At 55.2% G+C, this 20,615-nt stretch carries 9 protein-coding genes; 5 read left to right on the forward strand and 4 right to left on the reverse strand.

What is annotated here, in order from left to right; all coding sequences use genetic code 11:
- Positions 1-183: 183 nt before the first annotated feature.
- Complete coding sequence (locus tag Pla52nx_RS06345; protein ID WP_197455087.1) at positions 184-1,509, reverse strand: PQQ-binding-like beta-propeller repeat protein; 1,326 nt, start codon at positions 1,507-1,509, stop codon at positions 184-186.
- Between the two features lie 51 nt (positions 1,510-1,560).
- A complete protein-coding gene (locus Pla52nx_RS06350) occupies positions 1,561-2,379 on the reverse strand; it encodes a hypothetical protein (protein ID WP_146523348.1) in 819 nt (272 codons plus the stop codon).
- 375 nt (positions 2,380-2,754) lie between these two features.
- Between Pla52nx_RS06350 and Pla52nx_RS06355 the strand changes: the two genes are divergently transcribed.
- The 3 genes from Pla52nx_RS06355 to Pla52nx_RS06365 all read left to right on the forward strand — a co-directional run bounded on the left by Pla52nx_RS06355 (position 2,755) and on the right by Pla52nx_RS06365 (position 8,025).
- Positions 2,755-4,407, forward strand: a complete 1,653-nt coding sequence (locus Pla52nx_RS06355; RefSeq protein WP_146523349.1) for a calcium-binding protein — start codon at positions 2,755-2,757, stop codon at positions 4,405-4,407.
- A gap of 242 nt (positions 4,408-4,649) precedes the next feature.
- Complete coding sequence (locus Pla52nx_RS06360; RefSeq protein ID WP_146523350.1) at positions 4,650-5,228, forward strand: RNA polymerase sigma factor; 579 nt, start codon at positions 4,650-4,652, stop codon at positions 5,226-5,228.
- Between the two features lie 94 nt (positions 5,229-5,322).
- A complete protein-coding gene (locus tag Pla52nx_RS06365) occupies positions 5,323-8,025 on the forward strand; it encodes a serine/threonine-protein kinase (protein ID WP_146523351.1) in 2,703 nt (900 codons plus the stop codon).
- Positions 8,026-8,032: 7 nt separating this feature from the next.
- On the opposite strand, the gene Pla52nx_RS06370 is transcribed toward Pla52nx_RS06365, so the two are convergent.
- Complete coding sequence (locus Pla52nx_RS06370) at positions 8,033-9,403, reverse strand: hypothetical protein (RefSeq protein ID WP_146523352.1); 1,371 nt, start codon at positions 9,401-9,403, stop codon at positions 8,033-8,035.
- A 239-nt stretch (positions 9,404-9,642) separates the two neighbouring features.
- Here Pla52nx_RS06370 and Pla52nx_RS06375 point away from each other — a divergent pair, with 239 nt between their 5' ends.
- Both Pla52nx_RS06375 and Pla52nx_RS06380 read left to right on the forward strand, forming a co-directional pair.
- Positions 9,643-10,131, forward strand: coding sequence for a hypothetical protein (locus tag Pla52nx_RS06375; protein ID WP_231742769.1), 489 nt, complete (start codon positions 9,643-9,645; stop codon positions 10,129-10,131).
- A 109-nt stretch (positions 10,132-10,240) separates the two neighbouring features.
- On the forward strand, positions 10,241-10,459 hold the full coding sequence (locus Pla52nx_RS06380; protein WP_231742770.1) for a hypothetical protein: 219 nt from the start codon (positions 10,241-10,243) through the stop codon (positions 10,457-10,459).
- A gap of 184 nt (positions 10,460-10,643) precedes the next feature.
- Here the strand turns inward: Pla52nx_RS06380 and Pla52nx_RS06385 are convergent, their stop codons facing one another.
- A complete protein-coding gene (locus tag Pla52nx_RS06385) occupies positions 10,644-20,198 on the reverse strand; it encodes a PKD domain-containing protein (protein WP_146523353.1) in 9,555 nt (3,184 codons plus the stop codon).
- Between the last annotated feature and the right edge of the window lie 417 nt (positions 20,199-20,615).

The raw sequence follows: 20,615 nt of genomic DNA on the forward strand, positions 1-20,615 counted from the left end.
AATACCCAGGGTTGCAGCGTCAGTTCGCCAAGGCGAATGACGGCTTTAACCCTGGGCTATGTTGTTGAACGCCTTCGGCGTAGGGAGAAAACTTGCGCCTACCAATCCCCGTAAAACCCCATCCTTTTGACAGCCAAGTCCACCATCAAGCGATGGTGTGATGCCGATCGCTCGGACACACTCTCATTCGCTCGGGGAGGTTGCCGTGAACGCCCAGAGTGCTGCGTCGGTCCGGACCAGCACATCCTCGCCGGCGACCACGACGGATGCATTGGTTGTTTCATCCAGCTTGTTCTCAGCGACCTTTTTCAAGCCCGTGCGATCCGGCAGAAAGACGGTCGTGGTGCCTGACTTGGTCAGCAGATACATGTTGCCATCCGCAGTTTGTGTGATGCTGGACCAAGTCCCTCCGCCGTCACCACGGCGTTTCCAAAGCTCTTGTCCGGTCTGCACGTCCAAGCAGTGGACCACGCCACCGATGTCACAGATGTAGATCGCCCCATCATCCACGACCCCTGTGCCCAGCCAACCGCCGTCTTTGGGTTTGTGCCACAAACGATGTGTTTGCGTCACATCGCCCTGGCCGCCCACACGCACCGCCAGCGAAGCACCACTGTAGCCGCCCAACGCGACGATCACGCCGTTGCTGTACATGGGAGACGCGTAAGCCAACGGTCCACTGCCACCACAGGTCCAGAGCAGTTTGCCACTGGACGGATCAAATGCACTGACACGCCGCGACAACGTCGCGATCAACTCGGAATGTCCATCCACCTCCACGATGATCGGCGTGCTCCATGACCCACGCAGCCGATCGGCACGCGGTTTGTCGCTGCTGAAATCATTGGAGTTGCCATCGTTCTCCGGTCCGCTGAGTTTGCGTTCGCTCGCGTCATCCAGTCCCGCAATCTCCCAACGAGTTTCGCCGGTGGACTTGTCCACGGCGATCAGGAATTCGCGGCTGCCTGGTCCAAAACTCAGGATACACAGATCATCGTGCAAGATCGGTGACGAACCATAACCCCACATATGTTCCTGCCGCCCTAGGTCGCGTCGCCACAATTCGGTGCCTGACAAATCCCAGCACACCAATCCGGCCGAACCAAACCATGCGATCACTCGCTCGCCATCAGTCACGGGGGATGCCGAACAAAACGGATTGGTTTTGTGGCTCGTTTCCGGCTCGGAATACTCAACGCTGCGACGCCAACGTTCCTTGCCTGTTTGCCGATCGACGCACAGCAAGGCTCGCTGGTTCGATTTTGAAAGCGGCTGCGTTAAGAAGACGAGGTCCTCCCAGACGATCGGCGTCGAGTTGCCCGGCTCAGGCAATTCCATTCGCCATTTCACGTTCTGAGTCGGCCCCCATTGCGTCACCGAGCCCTCGACGGTTGTTTTGCCAGTTCCCGTCGGCCCTCGCCACTGTGGCCAATTCGATTCGTCACCTACAGAATGCCTTGCAAATACAAGGCAACAGATCATCAGTGTCAGCGAAACGAGAGCTTTCATGGCGAAGGGATCTCTTTTTGGAGGGGCATCAGTGGATGGCCTCATTTATACCTACTTCTGACCCTGTTTGATATCTGACAGTTTCCACGTTCCATCGACCAAAGCCAGTTGCAGGTAGAACACCGATTTGCCGATAGTCGCGAGTGGGACACGTGCTTCTCGCTTCACATAAACTTTACCACTGCCACCCTGCCACTGGGCGACGGTGTCGAGCTGCGATTGAGTGAAGATCCGTTCCTTCTCGGGCTTGCTCGAATCGCCACGCAAACTCCAGGGGCCTTCTTCGACCGATCGATCGACAATTGCCTTGAGATCTTGACGTTGAAACGCACCCAGAATTTCGTGGGCGTGCTGATTCAACTCGGCGTACTGCTTGCTCCCCTTTTTCAGTTCGGAAAATGTCGGTCCGTTCACATCGGCCTTCTGTGCGATGTGAAGCTTTTCGTAACGCCATTGACCCGCTTCCTTTTTCAATCGCACGCAGTCCAACACATTGGGTGAGTTACCACCAAACGCGCTGGCGCGTTCAGCGATCACCACCAGTGCTTGCTCCTCGATGGAGATCTTGTCGAAATCTCCATTCCAGGAATTGGCCGCCTTGTAGATGGGTGACTGTTCACCAAAAAATTGTTCGTAGGGTGGTGTACCAGGCTGAACTTGTTTGACAACGGACTCGGGCGGCGATTTGGCCATGAACGAAGCCAACTGACCGAAGTTCTTGTCGCGAAAAGCCCCGATGATTTTGGTCACGGTCTCATTGAGCTGGGGATCTTTGCCATCCTGAGCGAGCAGAGAATCGCCGCCAAAGAGCCCCGTAAAGGCGGCTGACAACAAGATCACAATCAAGCGGATGGGATGTAACGCGAACATGGCAGATTGGCACCTGTGATGAAGAAAGAATTGGCTTTCGTGAGAATTCGGCAAGCAGTGGCAGGGTATTCCATGGACCGAACGGCCTTTCCCGAGTGTAGCTGGTCAATAGCAGCCCAGCCAACCAAATGCCGTTCGATCGGACGAATCCAAAGAAGGAATAGGGGGAGGATGATTTCATCGTTCCCGATTGTGTCGCAGACTCCTCGTTTTCCGTTGCCCGATGCCTGAACCACCTGTCGGCACAAGAAAGAATTCTTCATTGACGCTTTTTGGGTGGCCGGTTCCTGATCGCAATGTGAATTCATTGTTTGGCGTTCAACGGTTCGTTGATCGCAAGGCGATTGAAATCAACTCCGACCGAGGAAACCACCAATGTCTCGTCCCGTCACCTCAGAACGAAACCGTCGAACTTTCGCCAAGACCCACGGACGTCGTCGACTTGGTTTCGAACGATTGGAGATACGGCGACTCCTGGCAGCCGACATCCTGGATTCGCCCTCAGGAGGATCGGGATTCATTGAATACAGCAACAACGAGATTTCTATCCACGGGTCGAGCAACAGTGACACGGTGCAGGTCCAGTATGTTCCCTTCTATGCAAATCCGTCTGGGATCACGCGAGTCTTGCTCAGCAACCTTCACGGTGAACAGATCCACGAGTACCTGACGATGGGGATTCACCGCGTCAGGTTCTACGGCCACGACGGCGATGACCATTTCACCAACTCAACCAGCATTCCGTCCACCGTTTTTGGTGGCAATGGAAACGATGTGCTCAACGGTGGAAACGGTCCCGACACGCTCAGCGGCGATGCAGGCATGGACACCATCAATGGAAATGGAGGACACGACCAGCTCTTCGGCGGCTTCGGTCTGGACACCATCAACGGCGGTAGTGGCAACGACACCATCATGGGCGGCTTTGGCTCGGACCTGTTGAACGGAGGCAGCGGCAACGATCAGATCAACGGCGAGCACGGAAATGACACGATCGACGGTGGCTGGGACGACGACACGTTGCTTGGTGGCCAAGGGAATGACCAAATCAATGGCGGATTTGGAAACGACTACATCAACGGCGGTTTGGGAGCGGACATCATTGACGGCAGTTTCGGGAACGACACACTGCTGGGCAGTCACGGGAACGATTACATCAATGGAAACGTCGGCGACGACAACCTTGATGGCGGTCCCGGTCACGATCAAATGCGAGGTGGTCAAGGAAATGACTCGATGGACGGTGACAGCGGAAACGACAGCTTCTTTGGAGGCACTGGCACGGACTCCTATGTTGGTGCCGGAGGATATGATCGCTATTACTTGCAACCGGAAGACAACGCCCCCTACGTCAGTTGGGCCGATGTGGAAATCTTTTTGCACGACGGCGGCAGCGAACCAATCTTGCTGTTGAGCGACTTTGGAAACGTGCTGACAATGCCCGGCACTTGGTCGCTGTCTGACGTCGATGCCCTTGATCAAGGGCTTGGTGAATTGGTTCAGTTGACAGGGAACAACGCCCTGCTGCAAAACAAAGGCGATCTGAATTTCATTCGCTACGGTGACGTGTACGATGTCTACGCTGACGCGAGTATCGGCGAGCTCAACACCAGCGTCGGTGCGTGGAACACGGGCTCTGCGATTGCATTGATCAACAACACCTTCAGTTCGCTCCACAATGTGGTGCTGAATGTGCAACACGAGATCGCGCACAACTGGGACGAGCCGAGCGAGAACGCCTCGATCAACGCCTTCCGCGATGTTGCTTGGGTGCAATCCGAAACCCAACCGACCGGCTATCTGCCGGCGTTGGATTCGACGGTGACCGATTGGTGGTATGACGAAACAGACAATACGTTCGCCCACTGGTACGGAAAGAATCGCCCAGAAGAAGACTTCGCGACCTCATTCGCCGCCTACGTCGGCGTATTGATGGGGCGTAATCATGGCTACGCGTCGCCAGAGGAGACCATGGTCTTCATGGCAGAGCGATTCGCAGCACTCGATGCCTTCTTTGCCACGTTGTAGGAGCGAGAACGAGGGACGGGCGGAGATTCGTTTCCGCCCCCCAACGACATGCCAGGTCGAGACCAAGTCTCGTCCGCAGAATGACTCTGCATTTGCCTTTGGCCGTTCCGAATCACTATCAGGTCGCATAGAATAGAGAAACTTTCTCGCCAGTAGAGACGTTTTCTGTTGCCCTACGCGGCTCAGTTGAATCACCATGGCAGAATTCATTGATCGATCACGCTGGCATCTCGGCCCCATTCATGGAACTCGAAATCACCGACGATTGGCTGCGACGCTTGGCTGCTGGCGACCCCATCACGGCAGCCGAATTCTTTCAACGTTTCGGCGGACCGATGCAACGCGTCGCCGATCGCAACATGGGCGCACGACTTCGCCAGCGAGTGGACCCGGAAGACATCGTACAGTCTGCCTGTCGTACGTTTTTTCGCCGACTGGAGCAGGGGCAGTTCGAACTGGATGGCGAAGAAGACCTGTGGCACCTGATCTGCGCGATCACACTTAACAAACTGAGGCGGCAAGCGAGATACCACTCACGTTTGCGTCGTGATGTCACTCGCCAAGAAGCCATCACGGACACCACCGTCGGTATCACGGATCACTCCCCTCAAGATCCTGTTTGGACCGCGCAGTGGAATGAAGTCATGGCGGAGTGTTTCGACGGATTGTCAGAGGAGCAACGTAAAGTGCTGCAGATGCGACTGGAAGGCTACCGACAGATGGAGATCGCGGAAGCGGTCGGATGCGCCGAGCGAACCGTGCGGCGAATCCTGGCCGGCGTACGCGATCAATTGCTCAAGCAAGCCGATTTTGATTCTTGAAGCGCGACTCGCCGTTGGGACTCTCATGAAAAAGCTGATGCGTAAAATTCACTCTCGACTGGACGCAGAGTAGCGACATGAACGAAGCAGCGACATGAACGAACAGGCGGCGGACCTTGAACCCATCGACGAAGACGCACGACGTCGGTTTGAATCCCAGTGGTGCGGAGGCGGACCGGAATCGCTGAAGCAGTACGTCCCTCACTGGGACCAATCGCGCGGCCGAGCCACTTTGGCGGAGCTCGTCCTGATCGACTTGGAATACCGCTGGAAAGATTGGGCCAACGCAACAAACAAGTCCGATCCACCGTCGTTGGAACCTTACCTGCGACAGTACAAAGTGCTGCGTGAACACGACTGCATGAGGTGCCTCCGCGATCAACAGTCGCAAATGGCGAAACAGTACGGCGTCGATCTTTCGCTCGTCGCGTCCAAGGACAGCGACCCGGCCAGCACTGAAACATTGCTGGATGACGAAACAAGGACGAATCCATCGTCGAGCGATGAGTCACTGCCCGTCCGGTGGGGAAACTATCTCTTGCTGGAACGGCTTGGCCAGGGGGCAATGGGCGTCGTCTATCGAGCCCGGCAAACAGCGGCTGATCGCGAGGTCGCTCTCAAGAGAGTCCAGCCCGGAATGTTAACAGCTGACCTCCGCAATCAACTTCATTCACGGTTTGAGGTCGAAGCCAATGCCGCGGCACGACTGTCCAGTGACTACATCGTTCCCGTCTACGACGTGGGCAACGTCGACGGAGTTCCGTACTACACGATGCCACTGTTGACCGACGGCAGTCTGTCCGATCTCGTTCGCGAAAATCCTCTCACGCCTCAGCGTGCCGCCCGATTGACGCAGCAAGTCGCTCTGGGAATTGCCACCGCGCATGCGGCCGAATTGTGGCACCGCGACATCAAACCGGGAAACATTCTTTGGGATGCAACACGGGACCGGGCCATGGTCGCGGACTTTGGTTTGGTGAGGATGGAGTTCACTGAATCGGAAATGACGCACACGGGGCAACTCGTCGGCACGCCGGCTTACATGCCGCCCGAACAAGCTCGTGACGCACGAAGCGTTGATGCGAGATCAGACATCTACGCCATCGGTGCAACACTGTATCACTTGCTCACCGGCCGTCCGCCCTTTCAAGCGTCATCGATCGTCGAGTTGATGCGGCAAGTGCTATTCGACCAGCCGCTCTCGGTCCGTAGGCTCAACCCTAGCGTCCCCCGCGATCTGGATACCGTCTGCGCACACTGCTTGCAAAAATCGCCTGAGCGACGATACGCCTCTGCCGATGAACTGGCCCAGGACCTTGAGCGTTTCCTCACAGGTCGACCGATCCTCGCCCAACCAATCGGCCTCCTGGAACGCTCCTGGCGGTGGATCAAACGCAACCCCGTCTTGTCGGCCTGGGCTACCACCGCAGCTCTATCGGCATTTATCACGATGGGCGTCATCACTTATGCATATCTCGAATCTCGCTCGCAGCAAGCTCGTTACGAAGCCATGTATCAAGAAGCTCGCGGAGCGATCGACTCATTCTACACCGATTTCAGTGATGACCCGCTCTTCAACCAACCCGGCATGCTGCCCACGAGACGAAAGTATCTCTCGCAAGCACTGCGGTACTATCAGCGACTGCTCGCTCAGCGCGAAAGCGACGGTCTTTCCGTGCTCGACGTCGCCGACACCCGCACACGTATCGGCACCCTGCTGGGCGAACTCGGCGACTCCGCCGACGCCATCAGGATGCTTCGTCAGGCAGAACAAGATCTCCGCCGTTTCACGCCGGCGGAGAAGAACTCTTCCAGCGGCCTGAGCATCCAAGGTGACCTGTTCAACTCGCTTGGTCGCAACCTGCTGGCCGCCGGAAACAACCAAGAAGCTCTGGAGGCATTTCAACAGGCGGAAGATTTCCGTCAACGCGTCGTCGACCAGGAGAAAGTAGCCGGCGTTCACAAAAACGACTGGGAGTCCAACGACTGGGAGTCCAACGACTGGGAAGCTCGACGCAGTCTGGCCAACGCGATCATGAACGTTGGCACGGCATTACGAGTCTTGGGTCGCATGGCGGATGCCACACAGCAGCAGACCCGGGCGCAAAACTTGCGAACAGAGTTGTTGAAAGACTTTCCCAATGTGTTTGAGATTCGTCGCGATTGGGCCAAGGGCGAGTTCAATCTCGGCGTCCTGCTGTCTCGCCAAAACCAAACCGCTGGCGGAAGACATTTGCAAGTCGCATTGGAAACATTTGAGCAGTTGATTGCCCAACGACCAAGCGACCTCGACCTGCGACAAACGCAAATCGAATGCCTTCGCCAACAAGCTTGGCAGGTGACCTCGTCCGTCGCGGACGAGAATTCTGCGGCAGATCTACCCGCTGTGTTGATCAAAGCCCAAGAGCTTGCCGAGAAGCTCTGTACCGAGCATCCCGAAACCACTGCGTTTGTAGTCCTGTTCGCCGAAGTCAACGCAACTGCGATTCAATTGCATTTGGACGCGGAGCGATACCAGGACGCGGACGAATTGATCGACCGAACGGAATCGCAACTGAACGACCATTCTCAAAATGAGACGCCTGTGGTATGGACACTCTCGAACTTGGCGTTTCTGCGGGCGCAGTTGCACTTGCTGCGAGGAGAGAATGACGCCGCGATGCGAGCGCTGGTGCGATCAGAACAGCATTTGAGTGAATTCTTGAAACGTTCTCCCAACGATCCCGCCGCGATCGATCGACAAGCTTTGCTCGACGAAACGATTGATCAGCTAAAATCATTCGTCGATCCGGTGTAGGGCTGCCTCAGAATCGACGGCCGATCTGGACTTGGATCTCGGTGTCAAACAATTGTCCCGTGGTCAATGGGGCGCTCGTCGCGAACCTCGCATGCCAACCGGCTGAGTTCTCCAAATGCACGCCCAGCGTGGTGTTCAGAACCGTTCCCACCGGCGGCAGGGATGCAGCGGTGACGGGGCCAAAGGCACCAGAACGAGTGATCGCGAGCTGATCCGTCGAGCTCAAGTTGGTCATCAAGTGGAGTTCACCGATAGCAGCAATCCCGAATTGATTGCAATGAGGCTGCCGCAACCAGCGGCCCACGCCGGTGTCCAGCAACAGACGCGTGGGGTCGTTTAGGACACCGGCTAGCGTACTGCCCCCGTTCACTCGGTCGGTGATCGTCACATCGTTTCCACCAAGCGGCGTGTCGATTTGGGCAAACCCATGCGTGAACCAATCCCCGTCACAGCTTCTGGCAGTCATCGACAAAAAGGGCGAAAGATGCACAGTGTCATTACCAAACTCGTACAGGCTGGAACCGGCAAACAGCACACCGTCCTCTCCCGTCGGCGTCTCGATTCCCAGGCCGTAGGAAACAACGTGGTGATGCCCCGCGTTTGCGATTCGCTTCAAGATGAAACCCACGTTTCCCAACACGCTCGCATCGGTGGCGACTTGGCTCAATGGCAATGGGTCTGATGAGACATTGATTTCATCAGCTATGCCCAGCGGCACACGCAACTCTATCGAACTGCGTCCTGATTCGAATGTCCGCTCTGTCCCCAGCACCCAGCGATTGACGGACACGTTGCGAATGTCCACCGCATCCGGATTGGCGAGTGTGGATTCCACGATCACAAACGCGTCGCCCGTGTTGTGGTAGTGGTGGTAAGTTGCATAGATCCGATCACTGGGCATCGCCTTGTTGAACTCCGCGACTTTCATCCGATTCAAACCGGACGCAACTGGTGCAGCGACGTTGCCAATGGCATCCACACCCGGTCCCGTTGAATCGAAGAACACAAACTGGTTACCAGGGATGCCAAAGTCGCCCAGCATCTCGGGCACTCGGACCAACTGGGCTCGCGAACGTGATCGCAGCATCTGCGCGATCGCACTGGTGTTTGGCAATCGAGTCGTCGTCAACAGCGACTCCGATGGACGCGTGACGGGGGAGGATTGCGGGGGCGATGTCCCAGCGTCGGTCACTGCCGGGACCGCAGTCGGAGACGGGGTGCTGGCATTCTGGGCAGCCGGGTTCTGGGCAGCCGGGTTCTGGGCAGCCGGGTTCTGAGTGGTCGCGTTCTGCCCGATCGCATTGCCCGCTATGCCGGCCGATAGCACCGTGAGCATTGCCGTGCCCATCAGCCGCCGTAGTTGTTCATCAAACGTCATCGCAATCCTTCGCGAATCGAACCCGACGCTGGCTCATTGCCATCCCAAAAAACACCGCGTCTGAGTCGTTGCTCGACCAGTCATCAGCCCCGCCACAGTCTTTCTGGCTATTTCGATCCGAATCGTCGGTGCTGGGGCCGCTGAAAGGGATTGGCGAGAAGTTTTGCTCTCGCACAGAGGAACTGGGGACTAGCTCAATCCAGAGAAAAACTTGGTAACCAGATGCTCGGCTTTGGCAGATGCAAAACGGTTTCCTCTTTCCGTCTGACGATGGGCTACGTCACATCACCGATCGACTGCGATCGGCGAACGAGCAGGAGCTGGATGAGCTTCGTGGCGCGCTGCGGATCGGATTGCAATGGCAAGCGGCCGTGACGCTGCCGGGTGCCGAACATCCCGTCAGCCAAGCGTACTGTTCTGCGCTGCCGGTCGCCTACGGTCACCAACGAGCCGAACAGTGGACGGACTTCGTGAAGCTGATTCTCGACGCCGCCTACGAAGCCACGTTTCTGGCCGCCGTCTGCAATCTGTCACGCACCGGCGTCAACGTCGTTTACCTCACGCTGCCCGGTGGAGGCGTGTTCGGCAACGATGACGATTGGATATTGAGCGCGATCGAACGAGCGTTTTCGAAGACGAAGTCGGATGGTCTGGATGTCCGAATCGTTTCTTATGGGCGATCCAGAGCCGTCGTCACAGACCTCATCCAACGGATCAACGAGGCCTGATGAAAGCCGATGACGAGATCGGTTGTGCCGAAGAGTTGCGCGATGAGATCGACGAGCAACTCAGGACGCACGGCAAGATTCACAAGAAGACATTTCGCAAGATTGTCTGATGATGGACAAGTCGCTGCGTTTCTCGGGCGACAAGGAAACCGAATTGTGCGTGCGGATTCACTTTTGCCGGCGGATCAAGGAGAAGCGAATCAGCTTCGGCGGTTGCCGCGTCAGCGAGAACATGTATGCGACTCAGCTTAATAAAATCGACAAGGCAATGGACAAGGTGCATCCCGATTTGCAGTTCGATTTCAACCCGCAACTGTCCGGACTTTGAGAGGACTGCCGACCGTCATTCGCCGCTACGTGCTCGATCTCAAGCACTTCCCCTGTCCCGAGGTTTACCGGCAGATGCATTCTTGCCCTTCTGCTCGTCGAAACGGATCGAGTTCAGGCCTTCCAAGTGCCCTATTCCCAAGCCACCTGTCCCAACGCCATCAGGCGAGATCCCGATCTGATGATCACTGTTTCAGTTTGTCACCAACGTTGCCAATCAGGTGATCATCGTCCCATTCACCTTTCAGATCATCCTTTTCGTCATCATCTGCCAGCGTCCCCAAGTCGATCAGCGTTGCAGCTAAACTCCCAGTGCCCCAGTCCGCTAGGGCGGCATCCAACAAAGCGAAATCGTCTTCACAGGCCACAGAGCCGCCGACCAGCAAGTCATCGCCACGGCCGCCTTTTATCTTGTCCCTACCAGTACCGCCGATGAGGATGTCGCTGCCGGCACCGCCTTGCAAATCATCTTTGCCGCTACCACCGATGAGCACATCGCTGCCGCGACCTCCCCGGATGTGATCGTTACCAGCACCGCCGAAGACGAACTGGGGAATCACCGCATCGGCATCGCCGTCGGATCCTCCGTCGCTGCCACCATCCGATCCGCTGCCGTAGTGGTCATCGCCGCTACGTAGGTACGTCACGATTCGATCAACTGACGACAAAGGGAATGTCTGCTTGACACGGTCGCTATTGTCATCGCGACCGCCATCAGAACCACCATCGCTATCACGCTTGTGTTTGTTTTTCCCTTTGTCCTTGCCGCCATCGCTGCCGCCCTGGTTCAGCTTCACGTCAACTTTTAGTTCGTCCTTCTTTTCGTTGAACTTCAGTTTGACATCGTCGCGGCCGTCCGTGCCGATGATGTAGAGCGTTCCATCGACGAGTCCGACACCTTGGACGATAGACTGAGTCGTCAAGGACTCGGACACGGCTCCGTCACTGTCTGCGGCGGTCACGGTCACTTGGTAGATGCCACCCTCTTCATAGTCGTGACTGTCAATGAACGTATCGGCTGGTTGATCCACAAAAATACTTTCCACCGTGCCGTCGCCCCAGTCGACGGTCACCGTATGCGTATCCATCCCGGGATCAACGAATGTGCCGCTTACCGTCACCGACCCGTCTGTAGAAATCTCGTCAACGTCATCTGCCGAGGACACGACACTAGTCAAAGTCGGCGCCACATTGTTCACCGTTAACGCAAAGTCAACCGACGTTGCATCCCCATCCGAATCGGTGGCGGTGATCGTCACCGCTTGAGATTCATCCGGTCCGTTGGTGGTATTCCACGACCAGCTCCATGTGCCATCCAGATTATCAACCACCGTACCAACCGATGCGGTCAACTTCACCACGTCGGCACCTGCATCGGAGAAGGAGCCGTTGTTTGAAGCGGTCTGAGCTTCGTACACCTCGACCGTCGCAGCCGTCGTTGTAATGCGCGGTGCGACGTTGGAAACTTTCACGATCACTTGGTCCGTACTTGATCCTCCGTCATCGTCCGTTACCGTGTACTCAACCGTGTAAACACCATTATCGGTGGGAGTGAAATGGAAGTCGTCTGAGACGCTGGCATCAATCATCTGGCCGTTGGTTGAACTAACTTGCCATAGAAAAGCATGAGTGTCGAAAGTCCCCGGATCGGTAAACGATCCAAACAAGGAGACCATGCTCCCCTCATCGACGATCAGGTCAGGTCCAGCATGAACCGTTGGGGACACGTTGTTAACATCAATTGCGGCAGTGTCGAAGCTGGTGAGCCCGGCGTCGTCCGTCACCCGCAGACGGACTATTGCGGAAGTCGGACCGTCGAGACCGGCGGCAGAAAAGTATGGAGAGACGCCAACCTCATCTCCGCGTATCGCGGCGATTCCTGTCTCGCCGAACGCACCATCGCCATCCAGATCCCACTCGTAGGAAAGCGTCGTCGAAGTCTGGTCCGGGTCTGTACTGGATGAAGCATCCAGCTGAATGCTTCCCCCCTCATCCACCGCGTACATTCCACCTGCGACTGCCGTGGGCGGGCGATTGTCCACGGTGACAATCTCGCTCGAAAACTCCGATGTGTTGCCCGAGGGGTCAGTGGCGGTGGCGGTGACGAAATGGCCAATAGGAACCACCGTTGAAAAAATCACTGAAAAACTCCCGTCTCCACCAGCGTCTGTGGTAATGATGGTGGCCCCAAGGAATGTCGCGCCCTCACCAAAACCGGAGGGATCGGCGGTTGCGTTGGAAAACAGTTCGATGGTGAAAGTCGTGCTGGGAGTGCTATTGATTGACCCCTCAATCAGAGTGGAGTTGCTCACGAAGGCCAGATCCAGCATGGGAAAGTTCAGCAAGAAGTTGGGCCCCGTGTCTCCGTCACCAGGATCATTCGACGTCACGCCAAACGCATCCTCCGCGCCACCGGTCAGATCAATGCCTAGCCCACCATTGGAATAGATGGCATTGTGACGAATGTCGTTGCCGGTGGTGTCCAAATCAGAAACTGCCACGCCGGCACCAGCATTAAAGGCAATCCGGTTTGTCTCCACGTCGTCCGACACACCGTCAGCGTTCGTGCCGATACGGTTCGACTGAGCACCAGCGACAATGAACACGCCGTTATCGCCGTTGCCCAACGGATTCATGCCAGCGGTGCCGACACCAATGAAGTTGCCGGCCACAACATTGCCAGTGGTACCCGAGTTGGCCAGCAAGATTCCCTGTGACGCATTGCCCGAGATGACATTCCGCTCACCATCGTCACCCGCACCGTCGCCGTTCGTACCGACGATGTTGAAGCTGGCGCCGCTGATGATAGCGACTCCGTTGGCACCATTGGCAATGGCAGCTGAGCCTAACGCGTCGGTGCCGACGTCATTGCCGGCAACGATGTTTCCCTCAGTTCCGGCGTGTTGGATTTTGACGCCATAACCGACGTTGCCGGAAATCAGATTTCCTTCCGCTTCGTCAGCGATGCCGTCTCCGTTGGTTCCGATGCGGTTGGACTTCGCACCACCACCGATCGAAACGCCAGCATCGTACGTGTAGGTCCCATTGCCTAATGCAATGGTGCCGGTGACGTCTGTGCCAATGTAATTGCCGGCGACCGTGTTAAACGAGGCACCGCCAAGAAGGACTCCATAGTCGCCATTACCAGAGATGAGGTTTCGTTCTGATCGGTCGGCAATATCGTCGCCATTGGAACCGATCACGTTGAATTGTGCGCCAAAGCCGAGATAGACCCCGCGAAAGCTGTTGCCGAGGCTGGCAGTGCCGGAAACGTCAGTGCCAACGTAGTTACCGGCTACGGTGTTCTGTTCTGTGCCCGGATCAGCAATGTATAATCCGAAGCGATTTCCCGAGATGACGTTTCGCTCCAATGCATCCGAGAATCCATCACCGTTGGTGCCAATGAAGTTTGACATTGCCCCTTGGTCGATGCGGACACCATCACCCAAATTGCCAAGGGCGGTCTTACCCGTGTGATCAGTGCCAATCAAATTGCCGGCGACCACATTTCCGTCGGTGCCGGTGCCTCGGATCAGCACGCCCTGAAGTGTGTTGGCGGAAATCACATTCCCTTCCGTGGCATCTCCAATTCCATCACCATCAGTGCCGATAACATTGCCTGTGGCTCCATCGAGAATGGAGACCCCGCTTCCGGCATCGCCCAGACCGCTGACGCCGTCAGCCGCGAGTCCAATAAAGTTTCCCTGCACGCGATTTCCGGTCGTTGGCAGCTGGCTCGTGGAAAACACTTTTCCGCTGATAGAGACGCCGCCCTGAGAGTGGCTGTTGATCACATTGCGTGCAGCCGGGTTGGATCCGCCAACAAGATTGTTTTGAGAGCCGCCTCCGATCCGGACGCCCGTCACGGAAGGTCCGTCAAGAATCGCTGCGCCCGACTTGTCCGTTCCAATCATGTTCCCAGCAATGGTGTTGTAATCGCCGCCGCCAATATTGATATCGGCTGCCCAATTGCCGGCAACGACGTTGCCTTCACTCGCATCGCCGACGCCATCGACGTTGGTTCCGATGATGTTGAATTTCGCCCCACTGGTTACGGCGATCCCATTCCTGCTGTTACCAAGTGCGTTTATGCCCCCGGGATCCGTGCCAACAAAATTGCCTGCCACAATGTTGGCGTCGGTGCCCATTCCGTCGATGAGTATCCCATAACCAGTGTTTCCGGAGATTACATTTCGTTCTGCTTCGTCAGCCGAACCGTCCCCATCCGTACCAACAAGGTTCGATTTTGCGCCAGAAGTAAATGTGATTCCGGAATGGTATGACTGGGTACCATTGCCAAGGTCGAGAGAGCCCGTAACATCGGTGCCGATGTAGTTGCCCGCGAAGGTGTTATGGTCCGTACCAGTTCCCGTCACCCAGATGCCGCGGTCAGTGTTCGCGGAGATGATATTTCGCTCATCTGCGTCAGCAATTCCGTCCCCGTTGGTCCCAATCAGATTGAATTGAGCACCACCGCTGATTTGGACGCCTCGGAGTCGGTTGCCCAAGGCTATCGTGCCGGAGCCGTCGGTGCCGAGATAATTGCCAGCAACAACGTTGTGTGCTGTGCCAGGGTCGGCAAAAGCGATTCCGGATCCAGTATTGCCGGAAATCAGATTCCGCTCTTCGGCGTCGGCGATTCCGTCTCCATTCGTGCCAATCCGATTTGAGTTGGCGCCGTTGGAAACTAGCACACCGTGATCAAAAGTCTGGGTGCCATTTGCCAGTCCGGAGGTGCCAGTCACATTTGTGCCAATATAGTTGCCGGCGATTGTGTTGTAATCACTTCCTATGTCAAGTACGAACACTCCATGGCGATTGTTGCCGGAGATCAGGTTTCGTTCGGCGGAATTAAAGTCATCATTGCTTCCATCGGTTCCGACGCGATTATACCTCGCTCCCTGCCAGATCGCGACTCCATCATAAACATTGCCCAGATCGATCTGCCCGGTTGCATCTGTGCCAAGGAAGTTGCCGGCCACAACATTGAAATCGGTGCCATTATTCACAATTTCAACACCAAGGAAGCCGTTGGCGGAGATTACATTTCGCTCGGCTTCATCGCGGTTGCCGTCACCATCGGTGCCGACACGGTTTGATTTTGCACCGTTCAGGAGTGACACACCGCTGCGCAGATTACCAAGCGGGTGGATGCCCGTCGCATCAGTACCGATGTAGTTTCCAGCGATCCAATTATTACTACCTCCCGGGATGCTGATTCCGTTCCCACTAAATCGCTGAATGTTTAAAGCGAACACATTGTTTTTGTTGGACGACAACTCAAGACCATGGCCACCGGCATAAATTCCATCCAGAAGAATCTCCGGACCAAACGGATTGGTGTCGCCCCCAAAAGCTGTTTGTGTCCGACCGTCGATCGTTGTGCCGCCTGTGGTGTCGGTCAGACCTGGCAGGGCGGACAGTGGCCGGATGACAAAGGCATCGCTAATCGAGTCTCCGCCAGACAGGCCTGAGTCCACATCGATAAAGCCCAGATCGGACGTTGGAATGTTGAAGAGGATCGTGTCAGGTCCCGGATGGCTGTTGGCAAATTCGATCGCTCCACGCAACGACCCTGGACCGTTGTCGTTCGTATTTGTGACTATCAAGCGGGGCAGCACAGTCAGCTCAAAATCAACAGTCGTCGCGGCATTGTCAGCATCCGTGGCTGTGATGGTGACCGTTTGAGACTCCGCCGTCCCGACGCTGGTGTCCCATGACCAGCTCCACGTGCCGTCGCCATTGTCGACGACGATTCCGATCGAAGCGGTCAACACAACCGCATCAACACCGGGATCAGAAAACGTTCCGCTATTGCCGGCTGTGGCTCCTTCATTAACTATCACCGTCGCATCAATCGCCGCCATGCTCGGTGGCAGGTTTCCGACGTCGATCAACTGGCTAATCGATCTCGCCACACCAGATTGTGTGGTGACGGTCAGATTAATTTCGTACTGGCCGTTGTCATCCGGTGTAAAGCTCCACGCCGATTCCTGGCCCGTGGCGAAATCGGGATTTGCGGATCCGTTTGCGTAGTACTTGCCGACGCTCCAATCGTACTGCAACGATCCAGCAAGTACCACAGCGTTCTCCGTTGCTGCCGCGACCAGAATCTCGGCACCTTCGTTCAGAGGGCCACTGATACCCACAATCAGTGGGATCGGTGGTGTAACGGTGTTTGTCAATTGTATTGCGTACTTCGCTGAGAGCCCCCCCACACCGTCGGAAAGTTGGACAACCAGGGTGTGGGCCAACTCGGACACCTCACTACCGCGTGTTACGTACATATGCCGGAGCAAACGTGTAACACTTTCGGATGCGCAATTCGAACGGAAATTGATGCGCAATTCTGAACTGGAATTCGCGTGGAGGGTACCAATCACCTGTCCGTCGAAAAGAATCTCGTTGTCAGCCGTAAGCTGCACACTGTCATCGTTGGTTAAGCTGATTGAATCCGCAGTACTTTGACCAACAAGTTCAACTGTCAGCCAGCCGCCAGCCAGATTGCCAGTCGCCGTATCGAGGGCTGTCGCGGCAGAGGTTAAAAATAGTGACTCCCCTGCGTCAGCAGTGATTTGTTGCGGCAGGTCGATAATTAGCGGCGCCTGGGGCGATACGCTTTGGTTTAGCAACTCGCGCAAGTAACCAAGATACGAGGTGAGTTGACTCAAGGAAGATTCCGATATCGCGCCACTCGGCAAGGCAACGATACTCTCTGCCAACTGATCTATGGCAGGATTCAACTCTGTCCAGGCTTCGGAAGCGATCAACGCTTCGATTTCGCTGGCACTTGTAAGGATCGTCTGTGCCGCACTACTGCTTATCAATCCTTCGGTCGCTCTGGCTTCGAGCAACTGTTTAAACCCCTCAAAGTCTGCAAAGCGTACTGGTTCATTCACCGGCACTAGGTATGCGAAGTTGAGATGGTCGGACACTGCATTCCAATTGTTCGTTGACAGCGCCAAACGGCGGGAGGTCGCCAGATACTCATCTACATTAGCTAACAAACCGCTCCGGGGCACACCACTGGCAAGCATCTCATCCATTTGCTGCCTATATCCCAACAGCAACGATTGTTCCTCCGGTGTCAGCTCCCTCACGGGGTAGTCGAGTTTATCGACACGAACTCGAATTGCTTCGGATAGCAGTGAAAACGACTCTGCGACACCACTCAAATAATTCGAATAGCCGATTCCGACCGCGCTACTGCTGTCGTAGCCCTCCAGGTCCTGCTCGGTAACGCTTCTTAGAGTGGCATCGATAGTCTCCAGTAATTGCGTTGACCAACCCTGTTGCAGAAGTTCATCACGGACGATGTCCAAAAGCCCATTTTGCTGTAAGCGTGTTGCCGCCACGGCTGGTGTCGCTAACAACGTATCATAGAAGGGCGAAATGGCTGACTCCTTCGCTATGGCACGCATGCGAAGTGATGCCAGACGATGTGAAAGATTTGAGGAGGCGACCAATTGTTCCGCCTCCCATATTTCTTCACTTGCCAGTTTTGCACCGTCTTTCTTGTCGATGCTGGCAAACATTGCCCGTTGTATGGTGTTTGCGTCGTTCTCAAGTTCAAGCTGCTCTCTGTACGGTCCGGCGGGCAACGACTCGATGAAAGCCAAGGGAGCAAAACCAGGCGAAACATACTGAGTAAATTCCGGATCCGGGGGGTCGACTGCTTTAGCCCACAGCTTGTCAAGATCCGCAACCTCAATCATCTCTTTCTTTATCCAGGCGCCCACTGTATTGAGAGACAAAACTGGATTGTCGAGCTGTGCCAAGTTGAACAAGAACGCATCGAACTTATTTAATAGTGCCACAAACTCGTTAAATGCGTCCAACTTGTCTTTTGGAACTGTAGCGGTTACGAAGATGCCATCCGGCGTATCAAATGTCGGAGCACCCTTTACCAGTGGTGTTGCTTCGGCATCGAACGCAATTCTGACTGACGGGTCTTGCAGATTGAAAAGGCGAAGATTCTTTTCGAGCGAGCTGAGAAAACTGGTTATCGAATAAACCTCACTGATTGCTTTCACATAGCTGCTCTTGCTAAATGAGGCAAAATCAAAAATGAGACCGGTATAGAAATCCCAACTGTCAGGATTCTGCGATTTGATGGGGTTCTCTTTGGGAATCCAGGGCCAATTCAGCGGCAGATCGCTGTTGACCACTAATGGAGTTCCGGGAATGACCAGCGTACCTGTGTCTTCAATCGGCGTGGGCCATGCCCAGTCAGGTGTGTCGGGGACAAGTTGCTGATAATAACTAACGTTAACCGGGAAAGGACTGCGATTCGAAATCACGGTACGGGCTTTCAGTGTATCCTTCAGTTCAAGCGATGTCTGATCGACTTGAAAATCTACATTGACATTCAATGCATCCAGAATGACTAGCGTCATCGCGTCGTTGTTGTTTTCGAGCGATCCCTCATCAACGGCGTTATTAACGTCGATGACTGCGATCAGGTATTCGTCATCCGGCCGCGGCGCATTCCACGAAGCGCCACCTGAAAAGTTGAATGGGTACGTTCCAGGCTCAAGCTCAGTTTGAATCCGATTTGTACCAATCGCAGGTAAATCTGATCCGTCAAAAGATGTGTCAACGCTCCAATAGAAACCAATCAAAGATGGCACATCAAGCGATCTGCCATCGATCGTATAGGTCCCCTTAACACCAGCTTGCGGATCCCAATCGAAAGATGCAATTCGCAGATCTAGTTCCGGCACTGCGGGCGTGACCGACAACGCATATTCGCTTGTCGATCTCCTACGCATATCAATGTTGCCGTCAAAATTGAAATCTGTGGCGCTGGCGATTCCGACGTAGTAGTCGCCTGTCTCCGGAAAAATGTATGAACCTCCTGTAGACAATATTTGTCCAACGCTATCGAATACCCCGACCCGAATTCCGTTTTGGATAATATTCCAAGTTAAGCGGCTGGACGCAGTCTGCTCCTCTGTGCCAGATGCAACCTGCAAAACCTGTTGCAACCTGGCGGAGGAGCCCGGCTTATAGAGTATTGTTCCGCTTTCGGTCGTAATTCCGTTTCTCGCACCAGCCACGCTTACGATGACTGTCCCACTGAAGTTCAGATCCACTTCATAAGAACTTGTCGCTTCAGCATATGCCGACGACTCTGATTCCGGATAATTTTCAACTTTACACGTTTCTGTATTCGCACCCGCATTGAGGTTCGAGGTGAGGGTGAGGTGTCCGCCTGATGGGTCAGACAGTGCTATATCGACATTCAATAATGCCTGAGACCCCGCGAAGCCAATGTCGGTATCCGTTGCCATTGCTGTATATTGTTGGTTCAGCCCATCGTAGAGCGGAATTACCTGTCTGTCTATATCTCCGACAGTATCTCCACAATACGAAGCTGAAACCAAGGCACGCGCGTCTACGACCGCATTGGAAGAGACAATGGAAACCGGAGAACCCGCTGGCTCAGTTTCCTGCGCAGACAGCTGATCCCCTTTGTTGACGCTTACCTTATAGAAATCGACGTCTGCTCGGTCATGATCTGGAGACATGCTTCCAGAGATCTGCACCAGGGCGGATTCAGGTAGAATGACTTGCGCACTACCGATGCTGTCGTTTAACTCGACTTCTTGGATGCTAGCCGCCAGCAGCAAGCGAGTTTCAAGCTGTTCAAACACACGTGCGGATTTTCGTCGTGCACGATGACGCTTCGTCGAATGTTTCGGGAGCCCAATGCGTTCGAGTAGTCTTTCAATTTGCATCTGCAAAAATCACGTGTGAGAAGGTCGTGGGATGAATCTGAGAGGTGTCCCTAGCCAAGCGTCGCCTGGTTGGTGGCTTATTCGTGAAACCGATAGTTCTGATGTCCTTTAAGACAACTCGAAATCGCGCGGACAACAGCGATGCGCAGAACTGAACTGCAGTCGACTGCGAGCTTTTCGAAAACGCGACATGATGGACTCCGTCGTGTAAATTGGTTGGGGCGGACCGTGCTTGTTGCACCCGCATGGCGTCTGAACCGAACTTGTTTGCGTTCTGCCAAACTTGGTCACGTCTTGCTGGCATACAGGACCCCGCAATCGAGTTTTGCTTTCGACTCAATATCTCCGAAAAACTTTTTCCATTTACCGCACTGGTGGCACAAAGCGTTTCCACTACACGACTTAGCGACGCTTGCC

The sequence above is a fragment of the Stieleria varia genome, assembly GCF_038443385.1.
In the GTDB taxonomy this organism is placed as follows: domain Bacteria; phylum Planctomycetota; class Planctomycetia; order Pirellulales; family Pirellulaceae; genus Stieleria; species Stieleria varia.

Coding starts and splice junctions, on each gene's coding strand:
- Pla52nx_RS06385 (WP_146523353.1), bottom strand. CDS start 20,198: ATGCAAATTGAAAGACTACTCGAACGCATTGGGCTCCCGAAACATTCG.
- Pla52nx_RS06345 (WP_197455087.1), bottom strand. CDS start 1,509: ATGAAAGCTCTCGTTTCGCTGACACTGATGATCTGTTGCCTTGTATTT.
- Pla52nx_RS06360 (WP_146523350.1), top strand. CDS start 4,650: ATGGAACTCGAAATCACCGACGATTGGCTGCGACGCTTGGCTGCTGGC.
- Pla52nx_RS06370 (WP_146523352.1), bottom strand. CDS start 9,403: ATGACGTTTGATGAACAACTACGGCGGCTGATGGGCACGGCAATGCTC.
- Pla52nx_RS06375 (WP_231742769.1), top strand. CDS start 9,643: ATGCAAAACGGTTTCCTCTTTCCGTCTGACGATGGGCTACGTCACATC.
- Pla52nx_RS06355 (WP_146523349.1), top strand. CDS start 2,755: ATGTCTCGTCCCGTCACCTCAGAACGAAACCGTCGAACTTTCGCCAAG.
- Pla52nx_RS06365 (WP_146523351.1), top strand. CDS start 5,323: ATGAACGAACAGGCGGCGGACCTTGAACCCATCGACGAAGACGCACGA.
- Pla52nx_RS06350 (WP_146523348.1), bottom strand. CDS start 2,379: ATGTTCGCGTTACATCCCATCCGCTTGATTGTGATCTTGTTGTCAGCC.
- Pla52nx_RS06380 (WP_231742770.1), top strand. CDS start 10,241: ATGATGGACAAGTCGCTGCGTTTCTCGGGCGACAAGGAAACCGAATTG.